Origin of the sequence: Bacillus sp. SN32, from assembly GCF_002837495.1 — a bacterium.
Lineage (GTDB): Bacteria > Bacillota > Bacilli > Bacillales > Bacillaceae > Bacillus > Bacillus subtilis.
In genome coordinates, this window is the sequence record NZ_PJCT01000003.1 from 280,707 (window position 1) to 305,878 (window position 25,172).

Here is a 25,172-nt window from a genome sequence, read left to right on the forward strand (position 1 = left end):
CTGCATTCTGCGGAGTAAATCTATCTGAATATTTAAACAGGATCACATAATTGCTCCAATTGTATAACAAAAAGCGAATCGTTACCACTGTTTTAAAACGACGTTTTTTTGACCCAACAGCTCTTTTAAGCGATATAACACCTGGTGATCTGCATTGATATGGAACGACTCAGGTAGCTTAATCGTCTGTTTTTGCCTTTCATAATAGAGATAAACGCCTGTTTCCCCTTTATGCTCCAGCAAAATGCGCTTAATCTTTGCCAGGATCTCCTGGCTGTGCTGACTGCTTTCTATTTTTATATAAACCGATGGCGCTTTTTCTGCATCCATATTTTCTAATAATTCTGCCCGGGACATGATGAATTGGATCTTATCTTGTCTTACTTCGCATTTCCCCGCTGTGAACAAAAGAGCGCCTTCTCTTAAAACGGGAGAAAGCTGTCTGAATTGTTCAGGGAAGACTACGGCTTCTATCTCGCCGGTTTCATCACTGAGCGTTAAAAACGCCATGTTTTGACCTGTTTTCGTCCGAATCGTTTTGATCTTCGACAGCAGAACGCCTATCGAAAGCTGCCTTTTGACTGCCCGCTGAGCCTGCAGAATAGAGACTGCTCCTTGCGCAGTGAGCTGTTTTCGGAAGGCGGAGAGGGGATGATTTGAAAAATAAATGCCGAGCGTTTCCTTTTCAAACGCAAGTAAATCCACCAGAGGAAGCTCCTCCGTCTCCACATACTTCGGCTTAATTGAAAACGATTCATCTAAAAACAATCCCATTTGGTCATCGTCCGCGGCGAATAGCTCAGCATGTTCCAAAGCAACATCAATGGATGCGAGCAGCGTGGCCCGGTTTTGGCCGAATTCGTCCATCGCACCAGAAAAGATAAGTGCTTCAAGCATTTTGCGATTTACGCTTTTTGACGGCACGCGAAAGCAGAAATCGAAAAGATCTTCAAATGGTTTCTCTTTTCTTGCTTTATATATATCTTTGACTGCTGAGACGCCTACACTTTTTATCGCGCGGAGGCTGTATCTGACAGATCCGTTTTCAACGGTAAACGGAAAACTGCTTTTATTCACTGACGGAGGAAGGATACGAATCCCGCTCCCCTTTGCTTCGTAAAGATATTGAGAGATTTTATCCTCATTGCCAATGACGCTTGTCAGCAATCCGCACATAAAATATAACGGATAATGAGCTTTCAAATACGCAAGCTGGCACCCGATCATGCTGTATGCCACCGCATGGCTTCGGTTAAAGCCATAGTTTGCGAATTTGACGATTAAATCGTAGACCTCATTTGCAGTGTCTACAGAATACTCCTTTTTTAAGCACCCTTCAACAAAATGGCTTCGCTCTCTGTCCAGGATTTCTTTTTTCTTTTTGCTGACCGCCCTTCTCAATAGGTCCGCTTCGCCTAAAGAAAACCCCGCCATACGGGAAGCAATCATCATAATTTGTTCCTGATACACAATGACGCCATATGTATCTTCCAAAATGCTCCTTAAATCTTCATGAGGATAGTGAACAGGCGCCCGGCCGTGTTTACGGTCGATAAATAACGGAATATTTTCCATCGGACCCGGCCGGTACAGTGCATTGACCGCCACAATATCTTCTAGGCCCGAAGGTTTCAGCCGTTTCAAGACGCTTCTCATCCCTGCAGATTCAAGCTGGAAAATGCCTGTCGTATCCCCTTTTGACAGCAAGGAGAACGTTTTGTCATCGCTGTAGGAAATACTTGAAAGATCTATTTTAATATTTTCTTCTTTTTCAATCATTGAAGTGATGGATTCAATAAGTGTCAGGTTCCTCAAACCTAAGAAATCCATTTTTAAAAGGCCTAAGTCTTCAAGATGGTCCATCGCGTATTGCGTTAAATAGATCCCTTCATGCCCTTCTTGAAGCGGAACAACATCTGTTAACGGTTCTTCACTCAGGACAACACCCGCTGCGTGGGTTGATGCATGCCTTGGCAGCCCTTCTATTTTCCGGGCAATTGAATAGACTTGCTGAAGCAGGCTTGACTCCCGAAGCCGCTTATCCAGCTGCGGTGACTGCTGTCTCGCTTCATCCAGCGTCATTCCCGGTCTTGAAGGAATGAGTTTTGCAAGCTGATCTGCCTCCTTCGGGCTGACGCCGAATACTCTGCCGACGTCCCGGAGCGCCGCCTTTGCCGCAAGTGTTCCAAAGGTGATAATCTGTGCGACGTGCATTGCACCGTATTTCTGCTGAACATATTGAATGACTTCATCCCTTCTAGTATCGGGAAAGTCAATATCAATATCCGGCATGCTGACGCGCTCGGGATTTAAAAATCTTTCAAACAGAAGGTGATGCTTAATCGGGTCAACATCTGTGATATACAGCACATATGCCACAAGAGAACCTGCCGCAGAACCCCTTCCCGGTCCTGTAACAATCCCTTTTTCATGGGCGTGCTTCATAAAATCCCACACGATCAGAAAGTAATCGCTGAACTTCATCCGCTTGATGACATCAAGCTCATATTGAAGACGGCGAAGGTATCGTTCATTAGGCTTGCCGAAACGGCTGCGGAGTCCCTCCATACAGATATCCGTTAAATAATCATCAGCGGACGTTCCGTCTGGGGTCGGAAAAGACGGTAGACGGGTCTGCCCGAGACTGACGTCAACCCGGCATTGTTCCGCGATCTCTACAGAAGCTTGCAGTGCCTCGGGATGCTCTCGATAAATGTTTTGCATTTCTTCGAGTGGTTTCAAATCGAGATCAGGCAAATCTTCAGCGGGTGCATCCGTCAGTTTTTCCCCCGCTTTAATCGCTTTCAGACAACGGTAGGCAGCCTTATCTTCCTTCCTTATGTAATGCACATCGCCTGTGGCCGTAACAGGGATACCCGTTTCTTCTGACAGCTTTAGAATCTGCTCAGACAAGACTTGATTCCCTTTAAAAGGCTGATAGGAGAAATAAAAAGCTCCCTTTCCGAATATAGACTGAAATTCCAGCGAGGCTTGAGCAGCCTGTTCGAACAGCCCTCCTTCAAGAAGCGTTTCAATATATCCTTTTTCGCCGGGCGTTATTGCGATAATCCCTTCTCGATAACTGTGAAGCCATTTCGGCTTCAGTCCGCCTTTTGATTTAGATTGCAGAACGCTGCTGATTTTCAGCAGGTTTTGATAGCCTGTATTTGATTTTGCCAGCAGGACGAGCGGGTATGCTTCAAGCTCGCTGTCATCCGTAAAAACAGAAGCCGTCAAACCGATTATTGGGTTGATCCCTCTCGCCTTGCAAGCTTTATAAAATTGAATAGCTCCGTACATGACATGATCATCTGTCAGCGCCAAAGACGCATATCCGAGCCTGTCAGCTTCACTGACGAGCTCTTCCACAGCCGCGGCGCTGTTTAGCAGGCTGTACCCGCTATGCACTTGCAGGTGAACAAAAGACATGCTATCACCTCTTTCTCATTACGATCCATTTCTTCCTTCATTATAAGGCCGGTTTCCAAAAGAAACAAATGTTCTTTTTTGACTCATCATCATACTTGTCCTGAAAGCTCAATATGATATAAAAGGTGAGGTGATAAAGATGGATCAGGAAGCAGGATTTATGGTGAATTTTATCAATAGCTACTTCATTGCGTTAGGGGTGCTGATCGGAGGCGCACTCATTGGAGGGCTCGGAGCATACTTGGCAGGCGAACCCCCGCTTACAGCCATTACAAAGCTTGCCAACCGGTTAAAAATATGGGCGCTTGTCGCAGCTATCGGAGGCACCTTTGATGCGGTATACAGCTTTGAACGCGGCATACTCGAAGGCAATACGAGAGATATCTTTAAACAGCTTCTTTTAATTATTTCGGCCATGGGGGGCGCGCAAAGCGGCTGGCTTATTATATCATGGCTGACCCAGGAGCATCTTTCTTCATGAGGGTCCCCCAGCATTACAAAAAACCGGGATGGCAGCGTTTTTTCGCGGGAATGATGTGCGGAGCCGTAATCAGCTGGTTCTTTTTCCTGTTTACTTACGGAACATTCCAAGAGGAGCAGGTCAGCCTCATCGAAAAGCAAAAAGAGCATGTAAAAGACTTGAACAATCAAATTTCGATCTATCAGGAAGACCTCCATAAACTGAATGAAGATAATAAAAGAAAACTGCTGATTCAAAGCGTCAGCGTCAAATTGCTGAATGGGGATAAATATAAAATATCACAGCCGGATAAAACGAAATTCGAGGAGCATGTAAAGGATGATATTTCAGAGGTGATTACAAAAGACATAGAGAGCGTCTATCAAACAAAGGATCTCTTGAAGCGGACAATTGAAAATAAAGTCTATATGATCAATGAAAAAAAATACGAGGCAACCGTCAGAGAATTGATTATTTATACGAGGCTGACAGTGGAACTTGAAATTTCTTTCGCCACATAATTATGGATTTTTTTTAAATTCTCCAAACTTCTGTCGCTTTTTCCCATTCTTTTTTATAAACTATATGTGAGGCTTAATGGCGAAAGGAAGGAGGAAGGGAAATGGAGGTTTACAGTGACCGTCAGTTAGCAAAAGATCAAGCAGCCCGTCTCAGACAAGGTTTTTCTGCATATGCCGAAACAAACTCACTCGCTTCCCTCATCAAAAAAGAACTTCAATCACACAATCTCCAAGTCTACGAGGACCTTACTGATTTCGGCTGCTGGTTCATCCCCGTCACAGATGAACACTAAGAGAGAGGGTCTCCCCTCTACTCGTGTTCTTTACATAATGTTTCCAGATCAGCTAAAATCCGATCAGCTTCATCCCAGCTGTAAATAGAGGCGCCTGAAGCTAACGGATGCCCTCCGCCGTTATATTTCCGGGCAAGTCCGTTAATGACAGGCCCCTTCGAACGGAATCTGACTCTGATTTGATCGTCTTCTTCTACGAAAAACACCCAGGCGCGAATACCTGAGATATTGCCAAGCGTCCCGACAAGCTGTGACGCTTCAGAAGCCGTTGTGCCGAATTTTTCAAGCGTATCCTTTTTGATGAAAACAGAAGCCGCCCCGTTTTCGGACAAAGACACATTTTGAAAGATAAAGCCGTTAAGCTTCACCACATTCAGTTTTGTTTCATACAATTGATTAAATAACTCTGAGGAAGAGAATGGATACTGAATGAGCTCGCCTGCATATTTTAATGTTTTTTCCGTGGTATTCGGAAATAAAAAGCGTCCGGTATCTCCAACAATGCCGGCGTAGATCAGCTCTGCCGCTTTCGTATTCAGCTTCCAGCCGTGCTCTTTTCCTTCTAAATACAGCTCGTAAATCATTTCACTTACTGAGCTGGCGCTTGTATCGACCCAGAGAAGGTCACCGTATGGATCTTCGTTCGGATGGTGGTCGATTTTCATTAGTTTGGCGCCTGAAGGATAACGCTGATCGTCGATTCTTTCCTGATTTGCCGTATCGCAGACAATGACAAGTGCGCCTTCATATGTTTCATTGTCCACCTCATCGAGGGAATATAAGAAAGAGAGGGACGGTTCAGGCGTGCCGACCGCAAAAATATTTTTTTCAGGATATGTTTCGCGCAGGATTTCCGTAAGCCCGCACTGTGATCCGTAGGCATCCGGATCAGGACGCACATGTCTATGTAAGATAATCGTGTCATATAATGATATGGTTCTGATCAATTCTGTTTTCATTTGATACTCCTTTATTGTTTTTATTCATTAAATCACATTCTCTGCCGACGGAAAAGAAAAATAACGTCAAAACCAAGCCCGTTTTTGTATAAAATGGGTTTGTAAACTTTTACGATGGAGGATTTCATTTATGCTGGTTCTTGTTTTTTTGATTGGGCTTTCCGCCTGCTTTTATGTGTACTATAAAGTAAAAGGCGTACGGGCAAAGCCATCTTTGGCAAAAGAAATATGTTCAGCAAAATCAAGCATGGCCTTAGGGTCACTAGTCCTGTTCTACGGGCTCAACCAAATGATATTATTCCATTCAGTATTAACGTTAGTAATCGGCGGTATCTTTATCGTCATAGGAGCAGGAAGCGCTTGGGCAGGTTATAAAGCCTTCAGGCATTACAATCCCCTTCACGCCAAAGAAGCTGAAAGAGATCACGCGTAAGGGGCGCCTGAACGTCCCTTAGCTTCTTTCCATCAGCTGAACCATCAGCATCGCTTTAGACACGATATGACCTTGGCTGTGCACTTCCACTTCCATTTTCCCAAACTTTCTGCCAGCCTCCAAGATGCGAGGTTTGACTTCGATGACTGATTCCATCTGCACAGGCTTCAAAAAGAAGATGGTGATGCTCTCTATGACGAGTTCGCCGCGTTTTTTCGAGCGCAAAAATCGGTTTGCCGCTTGCGTCAAAATGGTCGTAAATACGCCATAAGAAATGGTTCCAAGCTGATTTGTCATTTGCGGCGTGACTTCATACTCGTAAACCGTTTGATCTTCTTTATCATCACCCTCATCTTTAAACCCCCTTGAAACGATATCATCAAGCTTCTCCCCGACCTGCGGCTGCTTTTGAATCATTTGAAGAGCTTTCAATACGTCTTGGCGGCTGATCATGCCGATGAGTTTTTGGTGGCCGTCAGTGACGGGAAGCACTTCGATCCCTTCCCATACCATCATTTGCGCAGCTGAAGCGACAGATGTTTTCCCAATAACCGTGACGGGATTTTTGGTCATAACTTTTTCTATAGATGCATTTCGGTCATGGCCAGCAATATCTTTTGATGTCAGAATGCCATGGATTTTCATTTGATCGTCGACAACCGGAAAGCGGCCGTGCCCCGTTTCAAAATTTTTCTCATACCATTTTTCAAGTTTATCCTTAGGCGAAAGATATACCGTGCGGTCAGCAGGTGTTAGGATGTCCTCCACTAAAACAATTTCTTTTTTGATCAGCTGGTCATAAATTGCCCGGTTAATCATCGCGGCAACTGTAAAGGTGTCATAGCTCGTGGATAAAATCGGCAGTTCAAGCTCATCTGCCAGCTGCACAATGCTGTCATCCGTGTTAAAGCCTCCGGTCACCAATACGGCCGCGCCCGCTTCAAGCGCCTGCCTGTGTGCATTGATTCTGTTTCCGACAATCAAAAGATTCCCCGCTGCGGTGTAACGCATCATCGCGTCAAGCTCCATCGCGCCGATGACGAATTTATTCAATGTCTTATGGAGCCCTGCCCTGCCTCCGAGCACTTGTCCGTCTATAACATTTACAACCTCTGCATAGGTAAGCTTTTCAATGTTCTCTTTTTTCTTTTGTTCAATTCTGATTGTGCCCACACGTTCAATCGTGCTGACAAACCCTTTATTCTCTGCTTCCTTGATCGCTCTGTACGCGGTTCCTTCGCTTACTTTCATTTCCTTTGCAATTCTTCGGACAGAAATTTTTTCACCGACAGGCAGTGAATCGATATACGTTAAAATTTGTTCATGCTTCGTTGCCAAGCCTTTCACCTCTAAGGACAGTCTTCTTGTTTTTATTATAAGGTTTCAAAGGATTTATACGCAATGAGGCTGGAAAATAAAAAAGAAGCCCGACCGGCTTCTTACAGCGTTGATTTCGTTCCAGTCAAGCGCAAGGACCCCGTGGCTCCTTTTACATCGTAAAGCGGAAAAACCTTTATTTTTCTTTTAAATGGACATCAACCGCTGTCTTAACAATATTTCGATTCCCTATTTTAGATAAAACAAATAAAACTGCAAATAGCCATATCGCCCCTATGGCCGTATAGATCAATGGATAAACAGCTGTGTTTGCGATCCATTCATTTATTAATGTTCTGGCATTTACCAGAATAATAAACCCTCCAACAAGCACACCCATCAATTGCGGATGAAACTTCTGCACCAGCCATGCTGCGATAGGGGCAGCGATAATTCCGCCGGCCATTAGTGAAAACACCCATAACCAATTGACGTCCTCCCATCCTAATGAAATAAGAAAACCGGCAGTTGCAGATACCGCGATGGCAAATTCACTTGTGTCTACAGTCCCGACAACTTTCCTCGGGCTCAAGCCTTTGCGGGATAATAAAATCGGAGTGGTCACCGGTCCCCAGCCGCCTCCGCCTGTGGCATCTGCAAAACCAGCGATCATGCCCAATGGGATGGATTGTTTTCGGTTTAACGGCACATGCTTCTTCTCAAGAGCCGGCTTATATTGAAATAAAAACCTGATCAATACATATCCGCCCAGAAGGAGCAAAAACAAAGAAATATAGGGTTTCGCCACATCTCCAGGTAATTGGCTGAGGAATGCCGCGCCTAAAAAAGCGCCTATAGAGCCGGGAATGACAAGCTGATAAACGGTTTGTTTGTCAACATTGCCAAATTTAATATGCGACACTCCCGATGCGGCAGTCGTTACGACTTCCGCTAAATGGACAGAAGCTGAAGCCACAGCAGGTGTGATGCCAAACGCCAATAACAAAGAAGTTGAGGTAACCCCATAAGCCATACCTAACGAACCGTCTATTAACTGCGACAATAAACCAATAAATGCAAAAACGATTAATTTCTTCATCAGAACACCCCATCTATATCAATCAGATATTTTTGACTCTTCATTCGAATCTAACAATCTCTTGGCGCTTTCATATAAAAAATAAGAGGCTTTGATAATGGCAGTTTCATCAATTGTAAATGCAGGGTGGTGCCAATCATGATCACCGTCTGTTCCAAAAAACGCAAAGGATCCCGGAATATGCTCAAGATAATAAGCAAAATCTTCCCCCGCGGTTGATGGGGCGGGATCAATGACTTGAAGTTTCGCTTTATGCGCAGCGTCTCGCACCAGCCCCGTAATTGCCTCATCATTACAAAGCGGCGGCGGTCCGGAATGCCACTTCACATTTGCCTTTAACGAGAAAGCGGCAGAAATCTGTTCTGTGACTGCCAAAAAACGCTGTTTCACTTGATCACGAACCTCTGAATCAAATGTACGAACAGTGCCCTCAATGACAACTGTATCCGGAATGACATTCCAAGTGCTGCCGCCGTTGATTTTCCCTACGGTTAAAATCGCGCTTTGCAGCGGGTTTACATTTCTGCTTACAATCGTTTGCAGGGCGACGATAAGCTGAGAGGCGCCGACAATTGGATCAAAACCATTATGCGGCAATGCTGCATGAGCTCCTTTCCCTTCTATCTCTACTTTAAATCGGTCAACAGCAGCCATAAGCGGGCCTGTTTTTAACCCTACAGTCCCAACCGCGATATCCGGTTTATTGTGAAGTCCAATAACCGCATCAATGCCATCCAGTTGGCCGTCCTCTATCACTTTTGCAGCGCCTGCACCCGCTTCCTCTGCCGGCTGAAATAATAAACGAATCTTTCCTTTCAGACTGTCTTGATTTTCCTTCAATAAAAAGGCCGCACCAAGAAGCGCTGCCGTATGAAAATCATGACCGCACGCATGCATGATCCCTTTATGTTTAGACGCATAAGGCAATCCTGTTTTTTCTTCAATTGGCAAGTCGTCAATATCAGCCCTCAAAGCAATCGCCGGACCTTCTGACTCCCCTGCTATGTCTGCGAACACACCCGTTTTTAGAGCAGTAGGGCGAATCTGTATCCCCTTTTCTTTAAGGCATTTTTTTATAAAAGCAGTTGTTTCAAATTCTTCTTTTGACAGTTCAGGATATTGGTGCAGGTGCCGGCGAATGCCGATGAGCTGCTTTTCTAGCGTTGAGAGATTTACGGGATTATACTCCCCTTTCAACTTCAGGATGTCATTTCCTGTAGTCTGATATGGATAGGAGCCTTCTATATTTCTCCAATAATCCAAAGACATATGTTCCGCTCCTTTCCCTATCCCAATATATTTTCTTCAGACTCTTCAACATAAGATGAAATAAATCGGTTCAATTTATCAGCAAGACCACCCGCCCCAAATCTTATATACTTGCTGGAAACTTTCGGATTATCTTCTTTCAAAAAACTTAAAAAAGATAAAATATAAATGCGCCTGTAAGCTACTTGTGTAATTCCGTACTCAAAAAACCAGTTATCAATGACATTGTATACGCCTCGGTTGACGCCATATAGGTTGTTACATTTCTTGTAAAAGCAGAGATCCGGAAGATTTAACTCTTGATGGGAAAGCAGGCTTTCTTTTTTGTTCGGTGCCATAATCCCAATCAGCTCAAAGCGTTTTGCAACGCACGAAATATCCTTTTTAATTTGCTTTGTTAAAGACTCCAAAGAATCAAACCTTCTTTCTTCTCTAATTTTAAAGAGAATGCTGCATTCGATTTTTTCTCCATAGATGTCTCTATGAAAGTCAAACAAAAAAATCTCCAATGTCTTTTTAAGGTTAGAGCCGACCGTCGGTTTCACACCGATATTCATAACCCCTAAATGAAATTGATGATTGACTGTCGCCAGAACCCCATAAACTCCATTACGCAGCCCATGCATTTTTGCATCTACATTTGCCGTGGGGAATCCAAGTTTTCTGCCTAATTGTTTTCCTTTCACAACCGTACCGGCAATGATCGTCAAAAAAGTCAGCCTCCCCTCTCAGCTTCCGCATTCGATCAGACGAAACCTAATGATGTGATGAATGTAAAACGGATTGATGCTGCGGAATGCCAAGACCGAGATTTTCCCGCAATGTCCCGCCGCGATAATCTTGACGATAAAGCCCTCTTTCTTGAAGAATCGGAATCACCTTTTCTACAAAAGCATCAAGTGTTCCCGGTATATCCGACCCAATGATAAACCCATCCGCCGCCTCAGCGTTGAACCAAGTTTCAATTAAGGATGCGACACGCTCTGGTGTTCCGATGAATAGAGTCCGTGGAAAAGCCATTTCCTGTGCTACCTCCCGCAATGTCAGGTTTCTGGCTTTTGCTTCTCTCTTAATCCGGTCTGTTGTGCTTTGAAACGCATTCTTTCCCACATCGCCAATATCGGGAAATGGCTCATCCAACGGGTAAACACTCAGATCATAATCATCGAAAAAACGGGCCAAATAAGTAACAGCATTTTCAATCGGTATCAATTCTGCAAATTCACGATACTTCTTTTCCGCCTCTTCTTCCGTATCTGCCACAATCGGGCTGATCCCTGGAAAAATCCGCACACTTGAAGGATCACGCCCTTCATCAGCAGCTCGCCTTTTCACATCCGCATAAAACGCTTTTGTCTCTTCTAATGAATTGGAATGGGTAAAAATCGCATCCGCATTTTTAGCAGCAAACTGCCGGCCTGTTTCTGATGAACCCGCTTGAAACACTACAGGCTCTCCCTGCTTAGAGCGCCCGATATTCAAGGGCCCCTCTACTTGAAAATACTTTCCTTTATGATTCAGGCGATGAAGCTTCGCCGGATCGAAAAACTGCCCTGTTTTCTTATTGTGTATAAATGCGTCATGCTCCCAGGAATTCCACAGCCCGCGCACAACATCCAAATGCTCTTGTGCGATCTCGTAACGTTCAGTGTGTTCTGGCAAATTAGACTTACTATGGTTGCGCGCCGCTCCTTCCTGTGGAGAAGTAACAAGATTCCAGCCAGCCCTGCCCCCGCTGATATGGTCCAGCGACATCAATTGTCTGGAGATAGTGAATGGCTCAGTAAAAGATGTAGAGAACGTCCCTACTAAACCAATATTTTTGGTAACCGATGCCAGCGCAGATAAAATGGTGATCGGTTCAAAACGGTTTAAAAAATGAGGAATCGATTTTTCAGAAATAAATAAGCCGTCTGCAATGAAAATAAAACTAAACAAACCTTTTTCAGCTGTTTGCGCCTTTTTCATGTAAAATTCAATATTCGTGCTGGCCGAGGGATCAACATCGGGATGACGCCAGCCGTCAGTTGTGCCCCCGACACCGTGAATCATGGCTCCAAACTGAATAAAATCTGAACGTGTCATCTTTTTGCCTCCTTTATCTGTGCATGATTAGCAAGTGCAAGATCAAGGTGTTCAATGCCGATTTCAGTTATCCCTTGATACTGATTGCCGCGCCCGATTTCGACCACAGGCACATGGCGCACCCCATATTTCACCTGTAAAATATCCCGAAGCTTTTCTTTCTCTGAAACATCGATATTTTGGAACGGGAACCTTTTTTCATTCAAATAATTCTTGACTTCCTCACAATACGAACAGCCTTTTTTACTCCAAACCACAATGTTCAAAACATCACTCATTCTTCTGTCCCTCCTTAACGTTTTGCAGCTAAAACTGCATCGCTCAGCAGCTGATAAGACAGCTGTTTTTCTTCAGCATTTTTGATCGGTGTAAAAATAACAAAATCATTGATTTTGTATGTGCCTGATAAACGTGTTAATTCTTCTGCCACTTCTTCCTTTGTTCCGGCAATAATCCCGGTTTTTTGCACGATGATGTCATAGGGCTCTGTGACGTTTTCCAGATAAGCCTCAGCCTGTTCGCGGGAACCGACGTTGACCTTACGCCCGTCTTTCAAAATCACTTTTATCGATTCACGCGACACAATATGTTTTTCCGCTTCTTCTTTTGTATGTGCCGCAAAAACAGCGGGAGCAAGATGAAATTCAGCCTCAGATCCTGGGGGGAGATGCGCGTCAAATGCTCGGCGGGCTTCCTTCAGCACTTCCTCTTCACCGTTAATAAAGTAAGCAAAGACAAAAGAGATTCCCAGTTTTGCAGCCGAAATGGCACTCTCTGTGCTTCCTCCTAATAGAAAAATACCCGGCTCCCGATCAACCTGCGGCCTAGGACGCAATGCTGCATAGCGGTGGGTATCAGGAAAATCATCCCGTACGAAATGAGTAAGCTCCTCCAGTTTTTCATCAAACTGACGCACCGGTTTTTCATAATCGGCCTGCAGTGCGTCTGTGGACAGCTGAAACCCGCCGGGCGCTTTGCCCACTCCAAGATCTATACGGCCGGGAGCTAACGCTGATAGAAGATGGAATTGCTCCGCTACTTTATAAGAGCTGTAATGCTGCAGCATCACTCCGCCTGATGCTAAACGAATTTTTCTTGTGCTTGCAGCAAGATAGCCTAAAAGAACCTCGGGTGCAGACCCTGCAATCTCATCATTGTTGTGATGTTCGGCCACCCAAAATCGGTGATATCCACACTCTTCAGCCATTTGTGCCAAGTTCACTGTATGCTGTAATGTATCAGCTGCTGTCTCCCCTTCACCTATCAAGCTTTGGTCTAAAATACTTAAGCGGATCATATCACCGGCTCCTTTATGTGTTCTTTTGGTTCAAATAAATATTCCGGCGAAACACGGCGGAGAAACTGCCTCGTTCTGTCTTTTTTGGTATGGCGGAAGACTTCCTCCGGGGTTCCTTGTTCAACAATGACTCCTTCATCCATAAAAACAACTTGATCAGAGACCCTTCTTGCAAACTCCATTTCATGTGTAACAACAATCATGGTGGCTCCGGTTTTCACGATTTCCAGCATTACCTCAAGCACTTCACCGACCAGCTCCGGGTCAAGCGCTGCCGTCGGCTCATCGAACAGCAGCACATCAGGATGAATGGCAAGCGCCCTTGCTATCCCAACCCTTTGCTTTTGTCCTCCCGATAACTGACTCGGATAAGCGTTCAATTTATCTTGAAGCCCGACCTTTCTCAGTTCATTTTCCGCTACGGCATACGCGTCTTGCTTTCTCATTTTCCGGGCAATCGTCAAGCCCTCCATGACATTTTCAATTACCGTTTTGTGAGCAAACAGGTGGTATTGCTGAAATACCATTGCCGTCTGTTTTCTGAGCCAGTGAACCTCTTTTTTCGACGGAAAGCTGCAATTAATCACTTTGTCATGTATAGAAATGATCCCTTCGTCTGGACGTTCTAATAAATTCAGGCACCGTAAAAAGGTGGTTTTCCCTGATCCGCTCGGCCCGATAATCGTCACAACTTCTCCCTTGCGTACCGTGAGATTTATCCCTTTTAATACATGGTGGATGCCAAACTGTTTATGGATATTTTTAATCTCAATCATAAAGTGCCTCCTTGAAATCTGGCTGCCTTTCTCTCTAATACTCCATTTACGGATTCTAGGATTAGAGTCAGCACCCAATAGATAATCGCTGCTCCGATAAACGCTTCTAAAAATGCATAATTATCAGAAGCAACGATAGTCGCCGTCCCTGTAATCTCTGGGACAGCCACTATAGCCGCGATAGAGGTGGTATGCAAAAAGCCGATACCCAAATTTGTGAAGTTTGGGATGGAAACCATCAGCGCCTGCGGCAATATTACACGCCAAAAGGTTTGGCTGTGTGTCAAGCCGATTGAATAAGCCGCTTCGACCTGTCCGGTATCCATCGCCAGAATGCCCGACCGGATGATTTCTGTCAGATAAGCTCCGGCAGTTAAAGACAAGGCCATGATGACAAACATGGAGACCGGTATCTCATTGGCGGACCAGCCGAGATGAAAAAAACTGCTGACTTGATCTGCAACAGGAGGTATCCCTAAATAAATCAACATAATGTGAAGGATTGCAGGTGTACTTCGAAAGAAAGACACATAAAACCTTGAGCAAGCCACCAAGCCCTTAATTCTAAAAATTCTAACAATTATATTTCCAAGAGCCACGAGAAATCCAAACACAATCGGCAAAACAGCCATCATCAATGTCAGAGGAATGGTCTTTACCATTTCTTTCATGGCGGAAACGATAAATGGAAAGTCAAATTGCAATCTTCTCCCCCCTCATCCGAAGAAATATATCAATGTATGTTCATGTCAAAAACAGTAACAATCCTTGTTTGATTCTTCTTGATTCGTTTTTCTGCCACTCGAAAGAACCATTCGAATAAAACTGCAACAGCATAATAAACAATCGATAGCGCAATGTAAACCTCAAGAGAATGGTTGCTTGAGGTAATCAGTGTTTGGCCCCTTCCGGACATATCCATAACACCAATTGAAAAGGCTAGAGACGTATCTTTTAAAGAACTGATCACCATGTTTCCCATATTCGGAAACGCCTGGACAAGTGCCTGGGGCAGAACGATTCGCCTGAAGGCCTGACTACCGCTTAAGCCAATACTGTACGCCGCTTCCGTTTGGCCTTTATCTACACTGCCCACCCCCGCTCGAATGATTTCTGCGGCTGCCGCTGCATTGCTTAACGCATAGGTTGCGACAGCAGCATAAAACGGGTCCATTTTTGATGTATCAATCCCAATAAGCCCCGTAAGCGCCGGGATTCCGTAAAACACGATGAAAAGCTGCACCATGATAGGCGTTCCCCTGAAAAATGAGATATACACTTTTGCCAATTGATTTACAATTGGAATATTGTAGATGCGGGGCAGTGCCAGAAAGAGTCCTAATACAAAACCGAAAAGCAAGGACAGTGTTAAAATGTATAATGTAACCGGTAAATAAGCGGTTAACGTCGGCACAAAATCTCCAATCATGTTCATATCAAACGCTTTTTCCATCACTGCTCCCTCTCTTTTTACCTAATACTGCTCTTTGGAATAGTCGTCACCAAGCCATTTCAAACTGAGCCTTTTCAGCGTTCCGTCATCAATGATCTCCTGTAAGGCTTTATCAATATCGTCACTTAACGTTTGTTCATTTTTGTTAAACATAAAATACACTTTGGCATTTGAAAGCACATGACCGACGGTTTTTTCTTTAATAGCGCTCGTCTTGTTTTGAAAGTCTACTGCAAAAGGCGTTGAGATCGTTGCGTCCGCACGCCCCGATTTCAGCTGATTCGCAGTCTCATTTGCGCCTTGGCCCTCATAGGCAATCTCAAACGGCCGTCCATTATCCTCATTCCATTTTTTCAGTACAAGCGCTCCGTTGGAGGTTGCACTCGTAATCACCCGTTTTCCTTTTAAGTCTTCAATTCCACGGATCGTATCGTTATTTTGAAGCACAGTAATTTTTAAAGGAAAATGGTTGTAAGCAACCTTGTTAAACAGAAATTTTTTCTCACGCTCTTTGCTTTTCTCCATTTGATGTGCCACGATATCGACTTTATGCTGTCCGAGGCTGACAAGCAGGTTGGAAAATTCCATCGTTTTAAATGTGAATTTATAATGTGGCAGGCGCTTATCAAGCTCTTTGATCAGTTCGACATCATAACCGGTTAAATCGCCTTTTTCATCGATAAAGCAAATATTCGGAAATTGGGTTCCAGTTCCGACCGTGATCGTCTGTACCTTCTTTTGCCCGGCTCCCGTCGTTTGACTGCCTGCACCGCAAGCTGACAGAACTGTTATAAGCGAAAATAATATTGCCATGAATGCTGCTTTCGTTTTCATCTCATCGCCCCATTTATTTTTCAAAACTTGATTTTGAATAATCTGCCCCGAGCCATTTTCGGCTTAGTTTTTTTAGCGTTCCGTTTTTCTCCAGCTTTTTAATCGCTTGATCCGTGTCATCCGCCAAGGTTTGGCTGCCTTTATTAAACATAAAGTACACCTCGGTATCTAATAACACGTCACCGACTGTCTTTTGGCGAAAGGCGTGCGTTTTATTCTGAAAATCGACGGCAAACGGTGTAGCTATCGTTGCATCTGCGCGCCCGGTTTCAATTTGATTGGCGGTGTCATTGCTTCCCTGTCCCGCATATTTCAAATGAATTGGGCTGCCGTGCGTTTTGTTGTACTTTGTAATATAATCTGCCGCATTTGACGTGGCGCCAACTATGACTGTTTTTCCGTGTAAGTCTTTTAATGTATGAATCTTGTGATTATCCTCTTTCACCGTGATGTACATCGGCGAGTAGTTATATGGGACTTTATGATACAAAAAACGCTTTTCTCGTTCTTTATTTTTGGCCATATTGTGCGCAATCACATCAATTTTTTTATTTCCGAGACTCGTCAGCAAATTTGAGAAATCCATCGTTTTAAATTCAAATGTATATTGAGGCAACTCCTTATCGATGGCTTTCATCACTTCAATGTCATACCCGGTCAAATCGCCTTTTTCATTTAAAAACGCAATATTCGGAAAATCTGTTCCAGTGCCGATTATGACTGTTTGAGCCTGACGATCTGTTTTGTTATTTGTTTGCGAACATCCCCCGCCAAGTAATGCAAACACTGACAGCAGCAAAACCAATCCTTTACGCTTATTCATAGGCTGCCTCACATCATGCCCAGCTGGGCGCACCTAAAAGCGATGGGTTAAATCGTTCCGGAATCAGAACCTTGTGCATCATCACACCTATGTCCCCGTCTTTTTCCTGCTCAAAATACACTTCATACCCTCTCCTTCTGTACATGTCAGCAAGCCAAGGATGCTTGCGCGCGGATGTGCCGAGTGTCAGCGCAGGAGCCTTCAGCATATCTCGAAGCACTTTTTCTTCAACATACGTAAGCAGCTTACTTCCGGCGCCTTGCCCTTTATATTCCGGCAGTGTCGCAAACCACCACACAAACGGATATTTTGAAGGTGGCGCCTCACTCTCCCACGGGAACCTGATTGTAATCGTTGAAATCAGCTTCCCATCCCGCTCCAGCACAATCGCTGAATGATGTTCAATATTTTCTGATACCATTTGGATATCAGCTCTCGTGGATGGCCAATCAATATCCAGCTGCCGAATGGGCTGAAATGCGCTGTTAACCAGTTTCAACAGCTCCGATGCATCTTCAACAGTTGCCAGTCGAAAAATATCCTCACTCATTTTTGTCACTCCTCTTCACAAAATATATAATTCCTATTTGTTTACTAAGCTTTTATTGTTTATACTATAAAGCATACTCTGATCTTTGACTAATCAAAAAAAGTAAACCTTCACTTCAGTAATTTTAATGATGAAAAACAGGAGGGAGCACATTGGAGTTACGCTCAATCAAAACGTTTCATACGATTGTAAAATTTGGAAGCTTCTATAAAGCTGCAGAAATACTCAACTACTCGCAGCCGACGATATCGATGCGTATGAAGCAATTGGAGCAGGATTTAGGCGTACTGCTGTTTGAAAGAGGAAAAAGCCTGCAGTTGACAAAAGCAGGGAAGCTTTTTTATGAACGAACAGGAGATCTTTTGATGCAATACGAGGCGCTTAAACACAACCTCTCCGACTTAAAGGAAGAAGAGGCAGGCATTATCAACATAGGGGTTTCAGAGCCAACCGCCAGTCTGATATTCCCCGAGATTTTAAAGGATTTCTTAAAGGATTACCCAAAGATAACGGTTAATATCAAGGTTGATGACGCCAATACCTGCAGTCAAAAGCTTTTAGACGGGACGATTGATTTTGCAGTCTGCGGCGAGCCGGAGCTGATTCTTGAAAATTACTACCATCCATTTTTTTATGACACATTAAATGTGATTATATCTGATCAACATCCGCTCGCTGAGAAGAAGGCTGTCCATTTGTCTGATTTAGCAGAAGAGCGCTTCATATTTACGCCCGCCAATTGCCCCATTCGCTTACAAATTGAACAGCATTTACATAGAGAACTCGGGAATCGCTACAAAAAAATGGAGCTCACAAGCAGCATGTCACATGAATATTACGTACGTGAAAACATCGGAATTTCAATCTTTACCAGCACCGCACATTCTAAACCGTTCAACGGCACTAAAGTTATTCCAATTCTGAACCTGGATATCACCCCGCCCATAGGGCTGTTGACAAATCAAAAAGAAGTTCATTTTGACCGCGCCACGAAGGACTTGATCGCCCGGATAACCAAACGTTTTCAGCAGCGCAGCAAAGAATTGGAAGGAACCTCTGATAAGACCATTACAGGATAACTGAAAAAATAAAAACCACCTCCTGATTCATCAGGAGATGGTTTCACGGTTTAAAGCTCGATCGTCTCACCGACCGACATGACTTTGCCGACTCCGCCCGGCAGGCTGTCAGCGAATGCTTCTGGGTCTTGTTCGATGACCGGGAATGTATTGTAATGCACCGGCACGACCTGTTTTGCGCGCAGCCATTCAGCGGCAAGCTTGGCGTCTTCAGGCCCCATCGTAAAGTTATCGCCAATCGGCAGGAAAGCAAGGTCGATATGATTCAATTCGCCAATGAGTTTCATATCAGAGAAAAGAGCCGTATCGCCCGCGTGGAAAATCGTTTTATCTTCTACAGTCAACAAAATACCGGCAGGCATGCCTGTGTAAGTGATCGTTTTGTTTTCTTCATCTGTGATGGCTGATCCATGAAAGGCCTGTGTGAGCTTCACTTTTCCAAAATCGAACTGGCGGGAGCCGCCGATGTGCATTGGATGAACATTCAAGCCTTTCCAGCCTAAGTACACAGCGAGCTCGTTCGGTGCTATAACCAGCGCGTTATTTTGCTTGGCGATTTGTTCAGTATCACCGACATGGTCATTGTGGCCGTGCGTTAGTAAGATGACATCCGCTTTTACATCCTCCGGCTTTATATCCGTTAATGAATTCCCTGTTAAAAACGGATCAAAAATAATATGATGGTCCTTCGTTTCCACTGTGATTACAGAATGTCCGTGATATGTCACTTTCATTTCTTTCACCTCGTCACATGATTTTGATTTTTTTATTTTCCCTTTTTAAAAAGCTGAAAAACTTATGTTGTTTGATTCTTGTTAATGACATTGAGGCCTCCGGTGGCTTCAATGACAGTCCCTGTCACAAGGTCTGAGTTCTCCTCACACAAGAAAGCGATAATCCGGGCGATATCCTCGCCTGTACCGGATCTTCCTATCGGCGTTTTTTCTTTGCCAATTCGCATTCTGGCTTCCTCTATCGATGCTTCTTTCATGTCGCCGACAATGTCTCCCGGGCAAACCATGTTGGCGGTTATGCCGAATTCGGCTTCTTCAATGGCGATTGTCTTCGTCAAAGAAGCCAAGCCCACTTTCGCAGCGCCAAATGCCGATCGGTGAAGCCAGCCGGGCGCGTGAGCCGCACCTTGGAATCCGTACGTAATGATGCGTCCAAATTGCTGTTTTCTCATAATAGGAATAACCGCTTTGAATAAATGAAAGACGGCGCTTAAATTTCCTTCCAGCATGCCATACCATTCATCATCAGTATAATCGGCTAACTTTTTACGTTCAAATATGTATGGTCCCGCGTTGTTAATCAAAAAGTCGATCCTTCCGAAGCGGTTTAAGGCAGCCTCTGCAATACGCAGCAGATCTTCTTTTTTGGTGACATCACCTTTTACAAATTGCAGCCGGTCAAGACAATCGGGACAGGCTTCCTTCAGGCGGCTGACTGCCTCCTCATCCTGTCTGTAATTGACTGTTACTGAATACCCCTTTGCAAGCAACGTTTCAGTCACTTTGCGGCCTAAACCCTTCGAACCGGCAGTAATTAAAGCATGTCGCACATGAATACCTCCCAAAGCAACGTCGCCGCTTTCAATAAAGTGTTTCTTCTTCTACTTTACTATAAAAGGCTTGCAATATCACTTTTTACACTTTGGCATACAAAAAAAGCTGTCTGTACAGACAGCTTATTCTGCAGGAGATGAAGACTCCTGATCAGGCATATCGACATAACCGCTTTGATATGCTTCTGAAATGAGCCTTGTTGTCTCCTGGCTTTCTTGTTCATCATAAATATAGCGTTCCGGTTCTTTTTTCATCATTCTGCCTCCCATCATTATAGAGGTAGGTTGGCTATAATGACGGGATTTTATGAAGGAAATTTTAACAAACTCCTGCTGCCACGCAAGCTTTCGCTTTTTCAAGCGCCTGTTCCACCTGTTTGAATCCGGTGCCCCCGGCGCTCATTCTTTTTTCAACTGCGTAGTAAGGGTCTAACACAGTGTAAATATCTTCTTCGAATAGTGTGCTCGCCTGCTGAAACTCGCCAAACGGCATATCACTTAAATAGATCCCTCTTTCGATGCATGTGTACACAAGTTTCCCGACCACTTCATGCGCTTCTCTGAACGGCATTCCTTTTTTAGCTAAATAATCGGCCAGTTCCGTCGCGTTTGAAAAGTCTTGTTTTGTTGCTTGCTTCATGACGTCTTTGTTTACAGTCATTGTTTGGATCATGCCTGTGAAGATTTGCAGGCTGCCCTCCACCGTTTTCACCGTGTCAAACATGCCCTCTTTGTCTTCCTGCAGATCTTTGTTGTAAGCGAGCGGAAGTCCTTTCATGATCGTAAACAGACCCATCATATCGCCGTATACGCGCCCTGTTTTGCCGCGAATCAGCTCCGCCATATCAGGGTTTTTCTTTTGCGGCATCATGCTGCTTCCTGTTGCGTACGTATCGTCAAGCTCGATGAATTTAAACTCCTGCGAGCACCATAAAATGATTTCTTCAGCGAGACGGGATAGGTGCATCATCAGCATACTGCTGTTGCTTAAAAACTCCAAAATGAAGTCTCTGTCGCTGACGCCGTCCAAGCTGTTTTCATAAATGGAATCAAAGCCGAGCAGTTCTGCTGAATAATCACGGTCAATTGGGAAGGTTGTTCCCGCGAGCGCCCCGCAGCCGAGCGGAGATTTGTTAATCCGCTTCATCGAATCCTGAAAACGCTCCTTGTCGCGCTCAAGCATCCAGAAATACGCAAGCAGATGGTGAGCGAATGAAATCGGCTGGGCGCGCTGCAAATGTGTGTAGCCCGGCAGAATCGTTTCAACGTTCGCTTCCGCCTTTTCGATCAGCGCACTTTGGAATGCCTCAATCAGCTCGATGATGTGGCCGACATGATTCTTCAAGTATAAATGCATGTCAGTCGCCACCTGGTCATTCCGGCTTCTGCCGGTATGCAGCTTGCCGCCAAGAGGACCGATTTCGTCAATGAGCATTTTCTCAATATTCAAATGAATATCCTCATAATCGACTGAGAATTCCAATGCTCCCTCGTCTGCTTTTTGCAAAAGGGTATTCAGGCCCTCTCGGATTTTCAGCTCTTCTTCTGCTGTCAGAATACCGCATTTTTTCAGCATGGCAGCATGTGCGAGAGACCCTGTAATGTCTTCAGCAACTAAATTTTGGTCAAATGATATGGACGCGCCGAACTCGTCGACCCATTTTTCCGGTGTTTTTTGAAATCGGCCTCCCCAAAGCTTCTTCATGCTTTAATCTGCTCCTTCTTTTTCACGATGCTGTTCACTTTTGTCGGAAGTCCCCAAAGCTCGATAAATCCGATTGCTGCATGGTGATCAAATGCATCGTCTTTTGTATATGTTGCAAGTTTTTCATCATATAGAGAGTATTCCGATTTACGTCCTTCTACAATTGCATGGCCTTTAAACAGCTTCACGCGGACAATGCCTGTGACATGCTTTTGCGTTTCTTTTAAGAAAGCGTGCAGCGCGTCTTTTAACGGTGAGAACCATAAGCCGTTGTAAATGATTTCTGACATTTTTTGCTCGATGATCGGTTTAAAGTGGGCTACCTCTTTCACCAGTGTCAAATCTTCTAATTCTTTATGCGCTTTGATCAGTGTCATCGCACCAGGGCATTCGTATACTTCCCGGGATTTAATGCCAACGAGGCGGTTTTCCACGTGGTCGATACGTCCGACACCGTGCGCGCCCGCCATTTCATTCAGCTTCAAGATCAGCTCAGAAAGCGAGTAGGAAACACCGTCAATGGAGACAGGCACGCCTTGTTCAAATGCAATTTCAATCACTTCCGGCGTGTCCGGCGTTTTTTCCAGCGGAGCTGTTAAATCGTATGCACCTTCTGGCGGCGCCGCCCATGGATCTTCTAAAATACCGCACTCATTGGCGCGTCCCCAGAGGTTTTGGTCGATAGAATACGGGCTGTCAAGATTGATCGGAATCGGAATGCCGCGGCTAGCCGCATATTCAATTTCTTCTTCACGTGACCACTGCCATTCGCGAACCGGCGCGATGACTTCTAGGTCAGGGTTTAATGATTTAATGGAGACTTCGAAACGAACCTGGTCATTTCCTTTCCCTGTGCATCCGTGGGCAATCGCCTGTGCATCTTCTTTTTCCGCAATTTCAACCAGTTTTTTCGCGATCAGCGGTCGAGATAATGCCGAAACAAGCGGGTATTTTCCTTCATACATCGTGTGGGCCTGCAAAGAGATAAGCGCGTAATCCTGTGCAAATTCTTCTTTTGCATCGATCACGTAGGAGTTTGTCGCGCCGACTTCAAGCGCTTTCTGCTGAACAAATGCCAAATCTTTGCCCTCACCGACATCCAGGCAGCAGGCGATTACATTATATCCTTGCTCCTGAAGCCATTTTATTGCGACGGAAGTATCAAGACCTCCTGAGTATGCTAATACGACTTTTTTCTGTTCTGACATGATAAAAATCCCCTCTCAACCGTGTTTCTATTTTGTATAAAAATAAATTATATTTAATAAAAATACATTTTGTATGTATACACTTTAACAAGTACGTTTCGTTTTTTCAAGCCTTTTATAAAAAAAACTTCACCTGAATTTCAGGTGAAGTTTCATAGTATTTATTCATTTACTTGTCTTTTCTGATTTCTCTGACCACATGTGCAAGTTCGGGAATAATCAGCTTATTCATTGCCAGCTTTACTGCGCCGCTTGAGCCTGGCGTTGAGAAAACAGCGGTATGCTGAATGACGCCGGCAGTTGCTCTCGACATGATTGCGGCAGAGCCGATATCCTCTGTATAACTCAGCATCCTGAATATTTCTCCAAAGCCGGGCAATTCTTTCGAAAACAGCGGCGTTATGGCTTCAATTGTGACATCACGATCTGCTATGCCTGTCCCTCCGTTTAAGAGTACCGCGTCTGTCTGTTCATCCATGCAGCCCGCAAGCACTGACCGCTGCAAAGCATCCTTTTCGTCTTTTACAATTTCATATGCAGCAATATGATGACCGGCTTCTTCTAAAAATGAGATCATCAGCTTGCCGCTTTTATCGGTTTCCTCTGTCCTCGTGTCACTGACAGTAATCACTTTGCACCGAACGATATCGGGAGCTTCTTGTTTATGCTCTTGAACGCTCATAGGCCCACCTCTTTTATGTTTTCTGTCTGTCACTATCATGCATCAACAAAAAAGCACATTCAAGAGAATGTGCTTTCATGCGATTTATTTTGCTAAACGAACAACGTCGCGCGCAATCATGACTTCTTCATCAGTCGGAATGATCATGACTTTTACTGGAGAATGCGGATAGCTGATGAAAGCTTCCTCGCCGCGCACGTTATTAAGCGCAGGATCCCAGTATACGCCCATGAATTCTAAACCGCGAAGAACGCGTTCTCTGACTTCCACACTGTTTTCACCGATACCGGCAGTAAAGATGATCGCATCTACACCGCTCATTCTTGCAGCGTAAGAACCGATGTATTTGTGGATTCTGCTTGCGAATACTTCAAGAGCCGTTTCCGCGCGCTCATTTCCTTCTTTCGTTGCTTCGACGATGTCACGAAGATCGCTTGAGAAACCGGAAATGCCGAGCAGTCCGCTTTTTTTGTTTAATGTATTCAATACTTCGTCAGCCGTTTGGCCTGTTTTCTCCATGATGTATGGAATCAGGGCAGGGTCGATGTTTCCAGAACGTGTACCCATTGCTACACCGGCAAGCGGCGTAAAGCCCATGGATGTGTCAATTGATTTTCCGCCTTCAACAGCCGCAATACTTGCTCCGTTTCCAAGGTGGCAGGAAATCAGGCGCAAGTCTTTTAACGGACGGCCGAGAAGCTCTGCCGCACGCTCAGTTACATATTTATGTGAAGTGCCGTGGAAGCCGTATTTACGGATGCCGAATTTTTCATAGTATTCATACGGCAAGCTGTACAGGTAAGACTGCTCAGGCATTGTTTGGTGGAATGCCGTATCAAATACAGCTACCGCAGGAACATTTGGAAGCACTTCTTTGAACGCTTTAATTCCAACGATATTTGCCGGATTGTGAAGCGGTGCCAATTCAGAAATATCTTCGATTTCCTTAATGGTTTCATCCGTTAATAAAACAGAATCGCTGAATTTTTCTCCGCCGTGAACGACACGATGGCCAATTCCGTCAATTTCATTCAAGTCTTTAATAATGCCGAATTCCGTTAACTTATTCAGCAGCATTTTAACAGCTACCGCATGATCCGGAATATCAGTTACTTCTGTATTTTTTTCGCCGTTCACAGAAATTGTGAATACACTGTCGGCGATACCGATTCGTTCAACTAAACCCTTCGTTAAAACGGTTTCTGAAGGCATTTCGAAAAGCTGAAATTTCAAAGACGAGCTTCCTGCGTTAATTGCAATAATTTTGGACATGATTGACGCTCCTTTATACTCTGTATCAACAACTTCGTTTTTCGTACTTTTTTCCCGGTGA

General features: G+C 44.5%; 27 protein-coding genes. 5 read left to right on the top strand and 22 right to left on the bottom strand.

Annotation, left to right across the window (positions count from 1 at the left end; genetic code table 11):
• Nucleotides 1–81 precede the first annotated feature (81 nt).
• Nucleotides 82–3,429, bottom strand: coding sequence for a DNA polymerase III subunit alpha (dnaE, locus tag CW370_RS14970; protein WP_024572449.1), 3,348 nt, complete (start codon nucleotides 3,427–3,429; stop codon nucleotides 82–84).
• Between the two features lie 139 nt (nucleotides 3,430–3,568).
• Here dnaE and ytrH point away from each other — a divergent pair, with 139 nt between their 5' ends.
• From ytrH to CW370_RS14985, 3 genes are all read left to right on the top strand, one after another.
• A complete protein-coding gene (ytrH, locus tag CW370_RS14975; RefSeq protein ID WP_003229410.1) occupies nucleotides 3,569–3,910 on the top strand; it encodes a sporulation membrane protein YtrH in 342 nt (113 codons plus the stop codon).
• Nucleotides 3,907–4,410 carry a sporulation membrane protein YtrI gene (ytrI, locus tag CW370_RS14980; protein ID WP_003229408.1) on the top strand — a complete coding sequence of 168 codons (504 nt, stop codon included), beginning with the start codon at nucleotides 3,907–3,909 and terminating at the stop codon, nucleotides 4,408–4,410. The genes ytrH and ytrI overlap by 4 nt, the downstream gene beginning before the upstream one ends.
• Before the next feature lie 101 nt (nucleotides 4,411–4,511).
• Complete coding sequence (locus CW370_RS14985; RefSeq protein ID WP_003229407.1) at nucleotides 4,512–4,703, top strand: hypothetical protein; 192 nt, start codon at nucleotides 4,512–4,514, stop codon at nucleotides 4,701–4,703.
• Between the two features lie 17 nt (nucleotides 4,704–4,720).
• Here CW370_RS14985 and nrnA read toward each other — a convergent pair whose 3' ends face one another.
• Nucleotides 4,721–5,662 (bottom strand): bifunctional oligoribonuclease/PAP phosphatase NrnA, encoded by a 942-nt coding sequence (gene nrnA / locus CW370_RS14990; RefSeq protein WP_004398971.1) that lies wholly within the window; start codon nucleotides 5,660–5,662, stop codon nucleotides 4,721–4,723.
• Nucleotides 5,663–5,792: 130 nt separating this feature from the next.
• Between nrnA and CW370_RS14995 the strand changes: the two genes are divergently transcribed.
• Nucleotides 5,793–6,095 (top strand): YtpI family protein, encoded by a 303-nt coding sequence (locus CW370_RS14995; RefSeq protein ID WP_003229401.1) that lies wholly within the window; start codon nucleotides 5,793–5,795, stop codon nucleotides 6,093–6,095.
• 18 nt (nucleotides 6,096–6,113) lie between these two features.
• On the opposite strand, the gene CW370_RS15000 is transcribed toward CW370_RS14995, so the two are convergent.
• The 13 genes from CW370_RS15000 to snaA form a co-directional block, all read right to left on the bottom strand.
• Complete coding sequence (locus tag CW370_RS15000) at nucleotides 6,114–7,433, bottom strand: CBS domain-containing protein (protein ID WP_004398641.1); 1,320 nt, start codon at nucleotides 7,431–7,433, stop codon at nucleotides 6,114–6,116.
• Between the two features lie 175 nt (nucleotides 7,434–7,608).
• The gene (locus CW370_RS15005) at nucleotides 7,609–8,511 is read right to left on the bottom strand and encodes a sulfite exporter TauE/SafE family protein (RefSeq protein ID WP_029946073.1); all 903 of its coding nucleotides are present in this window, start codon (nucleotides 8,509–8,511) and stop codon (nucleotides 7,609–7,611) included.
• An 18-nt stretch (nucleotides 8,512–8,529) separates the two neighbouring features.
• The gene (gene sndA, locus CW370_RS15010; protein WP_024572708.1) at nucleotides 8,530–9,780 is read right to left on the bottom strand and encodes an S-alkyl-N-acetyl-metabolite deacetylase SndA; all 1,251 of its coding nucleotides are present in this window, start codon (nucleotides 9,778–9,780) and stop codon (nucleotides 8,530–8,532) included.
• Between the two features lie 17 nt (nucleotides 9,781–9,797).
• The gene (gene ribR / locus CW370_RS15015) at nucleotides 9,798–10,490 is read right to left on the bottom strand and encodes an RNA-binding riboflavin kinase RibR (protein WP_024572707.1); all 693 of its coding nucleotides are present in this window, start codon (nucleotides 10,488–10,490) and stop codon (nucleotides 9,798–9,800) included.
• 46 nt (nucleotides 10,491–10,536) lie between these two features.
• Nucleotides 10,537–11,865 carry an LLM class flavin-dependent oxidoreductase gene (locus tag CW370_RS15020; protein ID WP_024572706.1) on the bottom strand — a complete coding sequence of 443 codons (1,329 nt, stop codon included), beginning with the start codon at nucleotides 11,863–11,865 and terminating at the stop codon, nucleotides 10,537–10,539.
• The gene (locus tag CW370_RS15025; protein WP_032726390.1) at nucleotides 11,862–12,143 is read right to left on the bottom strand and encodes a glutaredoxin family protein; all 282 of its coding nucleotides are present in this window, start codon (nucleotides 12,141–12,143) and stop codon (nucleotides 11,862–11,864) included. Before CW370_RS15025 ends, CW370_RS15020 begins: the two co-directional genes overlap by 4 nt.
• 14 nt (nucleotides 12,144–12,157) lie before the next feature.
• The gene (locus tag CW370_RS15030; RefSeq protein WP_086344193.1) at nucleotides 12,158–13,162 is read right to left on the bottom strand and encodes an LLM class flavin-dependent oxidoreductase; all 1,005 of its coding nucleotides are present in this window, start codon (nucleotides 13,160–13,162) and stop codon (nucleotides 12,158–12,160) included.
• A complete protein-coding gene (gene tcyN / locus CW370_RS15035; RefSeq protein WP_003229383.1) occupies nucleotides 13,159–13,938 on the bottom strand; it encodes a sulfur-containing amino-acid ABC transporter ATP-binding protein TcyN in 780 nt (259 codons plus the stop codon). Before tcyN ends, CW370_RS15030 begins: the two co-directional genes overlap by 4 nt.
• Nucleotides 13,935–14,642: a sulfur-containing amino acid ABC transporter permease TcyM gene (tcyM, locus tag CW370_RS15040; RefSeq protein WP_101169786.1), complete on the bottom strand. Its 708-nt coding sequence runs from the start codon at nucleotides 14,640–14,642 to the stop codon at nucleotides 13,935–13,937. The genes tcyN and tcyM overlap by 4 nt, the downstream gene beginning before the upstream one ends.
• Nucleotides 14,643–14,671: 29 nt before the next feature.
• Complete coding sequence (tcyL, locus tag CW370_RS15045; protein WP_004399112.1) at nucleotides 14,672–15,391, bottom strand: sulfur-containing amino acid ABC transporter permease TcyL; 720 nt, start codon at nucleotides 15,389–15,391, stop codon at nucleotides 14,672–14,674.
• A gap of 21 nt (nucleotides 15,392–15,412) precedes the next feature.
• Complete coding sequence (gene tcyK / locus CW370_RS15050) at nucleotides 15,413–16,225, bottom strand: sulfur-containing amino acid ABC transporter substrate-binding protein TcyK (protein WP_024572165.1); 813 nt, start codon at nucleotides 16,223–16,225, stop codon at nucleotides 15,413–15,415.
• 13 nt (nucleotides 16,226–16,238) lie between these two features.
• The gene (gene tcyJ / locus CW370_RS15055) at nucleotides 16,239–17,048 is read right to left on the bottom strand and encodes a sulfur-containing amino acid ABC transporter substrate-binding protein TcyJ (RefSeq protein WP_032722341.1); all 810 of its coding nucleotides are present in this window, start codon (nucleotides 17,046–17,048) and stop codon (nucleotides 16,239–16,241) included.
• A 13-nt stretch (nucleotides 17,049–17,061) separates the two neighbouring features.
• Nucleotides 17,062–17,598, bottom strand: a complete 537-nt coding sequence (snaA, locus tag CW370_RS15060; protein ID WP_101169787.1) for an N-acetyltransferase SnaA — start codon at nucleotides 17,596–17,598, stop codon at nucleotides 17,062–17,064.
• A 152-nt stretch (nucleotides 17,599–17,750) separates the two neighbouring features.
• Here snaA and ytlI point away from each other — a divergent pair, with 152 nt between their 5' ends.
• On the top strand, nucleotides 17,751–18,677 hold the full coding sequence (ytlI, locus tag CW370_RS15065; RefSeq protein ID WP_024572164.1) for a LysR family transcriptional regulator YtlI: 927 nt from the start codon (nucleotides 17,751–17,753) through the stop codon (nucleotides 18,675–18,677).
• Between the two features lie 50 nt (nucleotides 18,678–18,727).
• Here the strand turns inward: ytlI and CW370_RS15070 are convergent, their stop codons facing one another.
• The 7 genes from CW370_RS15070 to CW370_RS15100 all read right to left on the bottom strand — a co-directional run bounded on the left by CW370_RS15070 (nucleotide 18,728) and on the right by CW370_RS15100 (nucleotide 25,111).
• A complete protein-coding gene (locus CW370_RS15070) occupies nucleotides 18,728–19,411 on the bottom strand; it encodes a metal-dependent hydrolase (RefSeq protein WP_003245964.1) in 684 nt (227 codons plus the stop codon).
• Between the two features lie 62 nt (nucleotides 19,412–19,473).
• The gene (locus CW370_RS15075; RefSeq protein WP_004398521.1) at nucleotides 19,474–20,241 is read right to left on the bottom strand and encodes an SDR family oxidoreductase; all 768 of its coding nucleotides are present in this window, start codon (nucleotides 20,239–20,241) and stop codon (nucleotides 19,474–19,476) included.
• Between the two features lie 126 nt (nucleotides 20,242–20,367).
• Nucleotides 20,368–20,499, bottom strand: a complete 132-nt coding sequence (locus CW370_RS21725) for a hypothetical protein (protein WP_009967976.1) — start codon at nucleotides 20,497–20,499, stop codon at nucleotides 20,368–20,370.
• Nucleotides 20,500–20,563: 64 nt separating this feature from the next.
• On the bottom strand, nucleotides 20,564–21,949 hold the full coding sequence (argH, locus tag CW370_RS15085; RefSeq protein ID WP_024572163.1) for an argininosuccinate lyase: 1,386 nt from the start codon (nucleotides 21,947–21,949) through the stop codon (nucleotides 20,564–20,566).
• Entirely contained in the window at nucleotides 21,946–23,157 is a 1,212-nt protein-coding gene (locus CW370_RS15090; RefSeq protein ID WP_003229357.1) for an argininosuccinate synthase, read from the bottom strand. Before CW370_RS15090 ends, argH begins: the two co-directional genes overlap by 4 nt.
• 169 nt (nucleotides 23,158–23,326) lie before the next feature.
• Nucleotides 23,327–23,839, bottom strand: a complete 513-nt coding sequence (locus CW370_RS15095; protein ID WP_003229354.1) for a MogA/MoaB family molybdenum cofactor biosynthesis protein — start codon at nucleotides 23,837–23,839, stop codon at nucleotides 23,327–23,329.
• A gap of 84 nt (nucleotides 23,840–23,923) precedes the next feature.
• Nucleotides 23,924–25,111, bottom strand: coding sequence for an acetate kinase (locus tag CW370_RS15100; RefSeq protein WP_003223511.1), 1,188 nt, complete (start codon nucleotides 25,109–25,111; stop codon nucleotides 23,924–23,926).
• Nucleotides 25,112–25,172: the final 61 nt, after the last annotated feature.

Bases quoted from the DNA above. Each gene is read 5' to 3' on its own strand.
- dnaE (WP_024572449.1), bottom strand. From the start codon at position 3,429: ATGTCTTTTGTTCACCTGCAAGTGCATAGCGGGTACAGCCTGCTAAAC.
- ytrH (WP_003229410.1), top strand. From the start codon at position 3,569: ATGGATCAGGAAGCAGGATTTATGGTGAATTTTATCAATAGCTACTTC.
- ytrI (WP_003229408.1), top strand. From the start codon at position 3,907: ATGAGGGTCCCCCAGCATTACAAAAAACCGGGATGGCAGCGTTTTTTC.
- CW370_RS14985 (WP_003229407.1), top strand. From the start codon at position 4,512: ATGGAGGTTTACAGTGACCGTCAGTTAGCAAAAGATCAAGCAGCCCGT.
- nrnA (WP_004398971.1), bottom strand. From the start codon at position 5,662: ATGAAAACAGAATTGATCAGAACCATATCATTATATGACACGATTATC.
- CW370_RS14995 (WP_003229401.1), top strand. From the start codon at position 5,793: ATGCTGGTTCTTGTTTTTTTGATTGGGCTTTCCGCCTGCTTTTATGTG.
- CW370_RS15005 (WP_029946073.1), bottom strand. From the start codon at position 8,511: ATGAAGAAATTAATCGTTTTTGCATTTATTGGTTTATTGTCGCAGTTA.
- sndA (WP_024572708.1), bottom strand. From the start codon at position 9,780: ATGTCTTTGGATTATTGGAGAAATATAGAAGGCTCCTATCCATATCAG.
- CW370_RS15020 (WP_024572706.1), bottom strand. From the start codon at position 11,865: ATGACACGTTCAGATTTTATTCAGTTTGGAGCCATGATTCACGGTGTC.
- CW370_RS15025 (WP_032726390.1), bottom strand. From the start codon at position 12,143: ATGAGTGATGTTTTGAACATTGTGGTTTGGAGTAAAAAAGGCTGTTCG.
- CW370_RS15030 (WP_086344193.1), bottom strand. From the start codon at position 13,162: ATGATCCGCTTAAGTATTTTAGACCAAAGCTTGATAGGTGAAGGGGAG.
- tcyN (WP_003229383.1), bottom strand. From the start codon at position 13,938: ATGATTGAGATTAAAAATATCCATAAACAGTTTGGCATCCACCATGTA.
- tcyL (WP_004399112.1), bottom strand. From the start codon at position 15,391: ATGGAAAAAGCGTTTGATATGAACATGATTGGAGATTTTGTGCCGACG.
- tcyK (WP_024572165.1), bottom strand. From the start codon at position 16,225: ATGAAAACGAAAGCAGCATTCATGGCAATATTATTTTCGCTTATAACA.
- tcyJ (WP_032722341.1), bottom strand. From the start codon at position 17,048: ATGAATAAGCGTAAAGGATTGGTTTTGCTGCTGTCAGTGTTTGCATTA.
- snaA (WP_101169787.1), bottom strand. From the start codon at position 17,598: ATGAGTGAGGATATTTTTCGACTGGCAACTGTTGAAGATGCATCGGAG.
- CW370_RS15070 (WP_003245964.1), bottom strand. From the start codon at position 19,411: ATGAAAGTGACATATCACGGACATTCTGTAATCACAGTGGAAACGAAG.
- CW370_RS21725 (WP_009967976.1), bottom strand. From the start codon at position 20,499: ATGAAAAAAGAACCGGAACGCTATATTTATGATGAACAAGAAAGCCAG.
- argH (WP_024572163.1), bottom strand. From the start codon at position 21,949: ATGAAGAAGCTTTGGGGAGGCCGATTTCAAAAAACACCGGAAAAATGG.
- CW370_RS15090 (WP_003229357.1), bottom strand. From the start codon at position 23,157: ATGTCAGAACAGAAAAAAGTCGTATTAGCATACTCAGGAGGTCTTGAT.
- CW370_RS15095 (WP_003229354.1), bottom strand. From the start codon at position 23,839: ATGAGCGTTCAAGAGCATAAACAAGAAGCTCCCGATATCGTTCGGTGC.
- CW370_RS15100 (WP_003223511.1), bottom strand. From the start codon at position 25,111: ATGTCCAAAATTATTGCAATTAACGCAGGAAGCTCGTCTTTGAAATTT.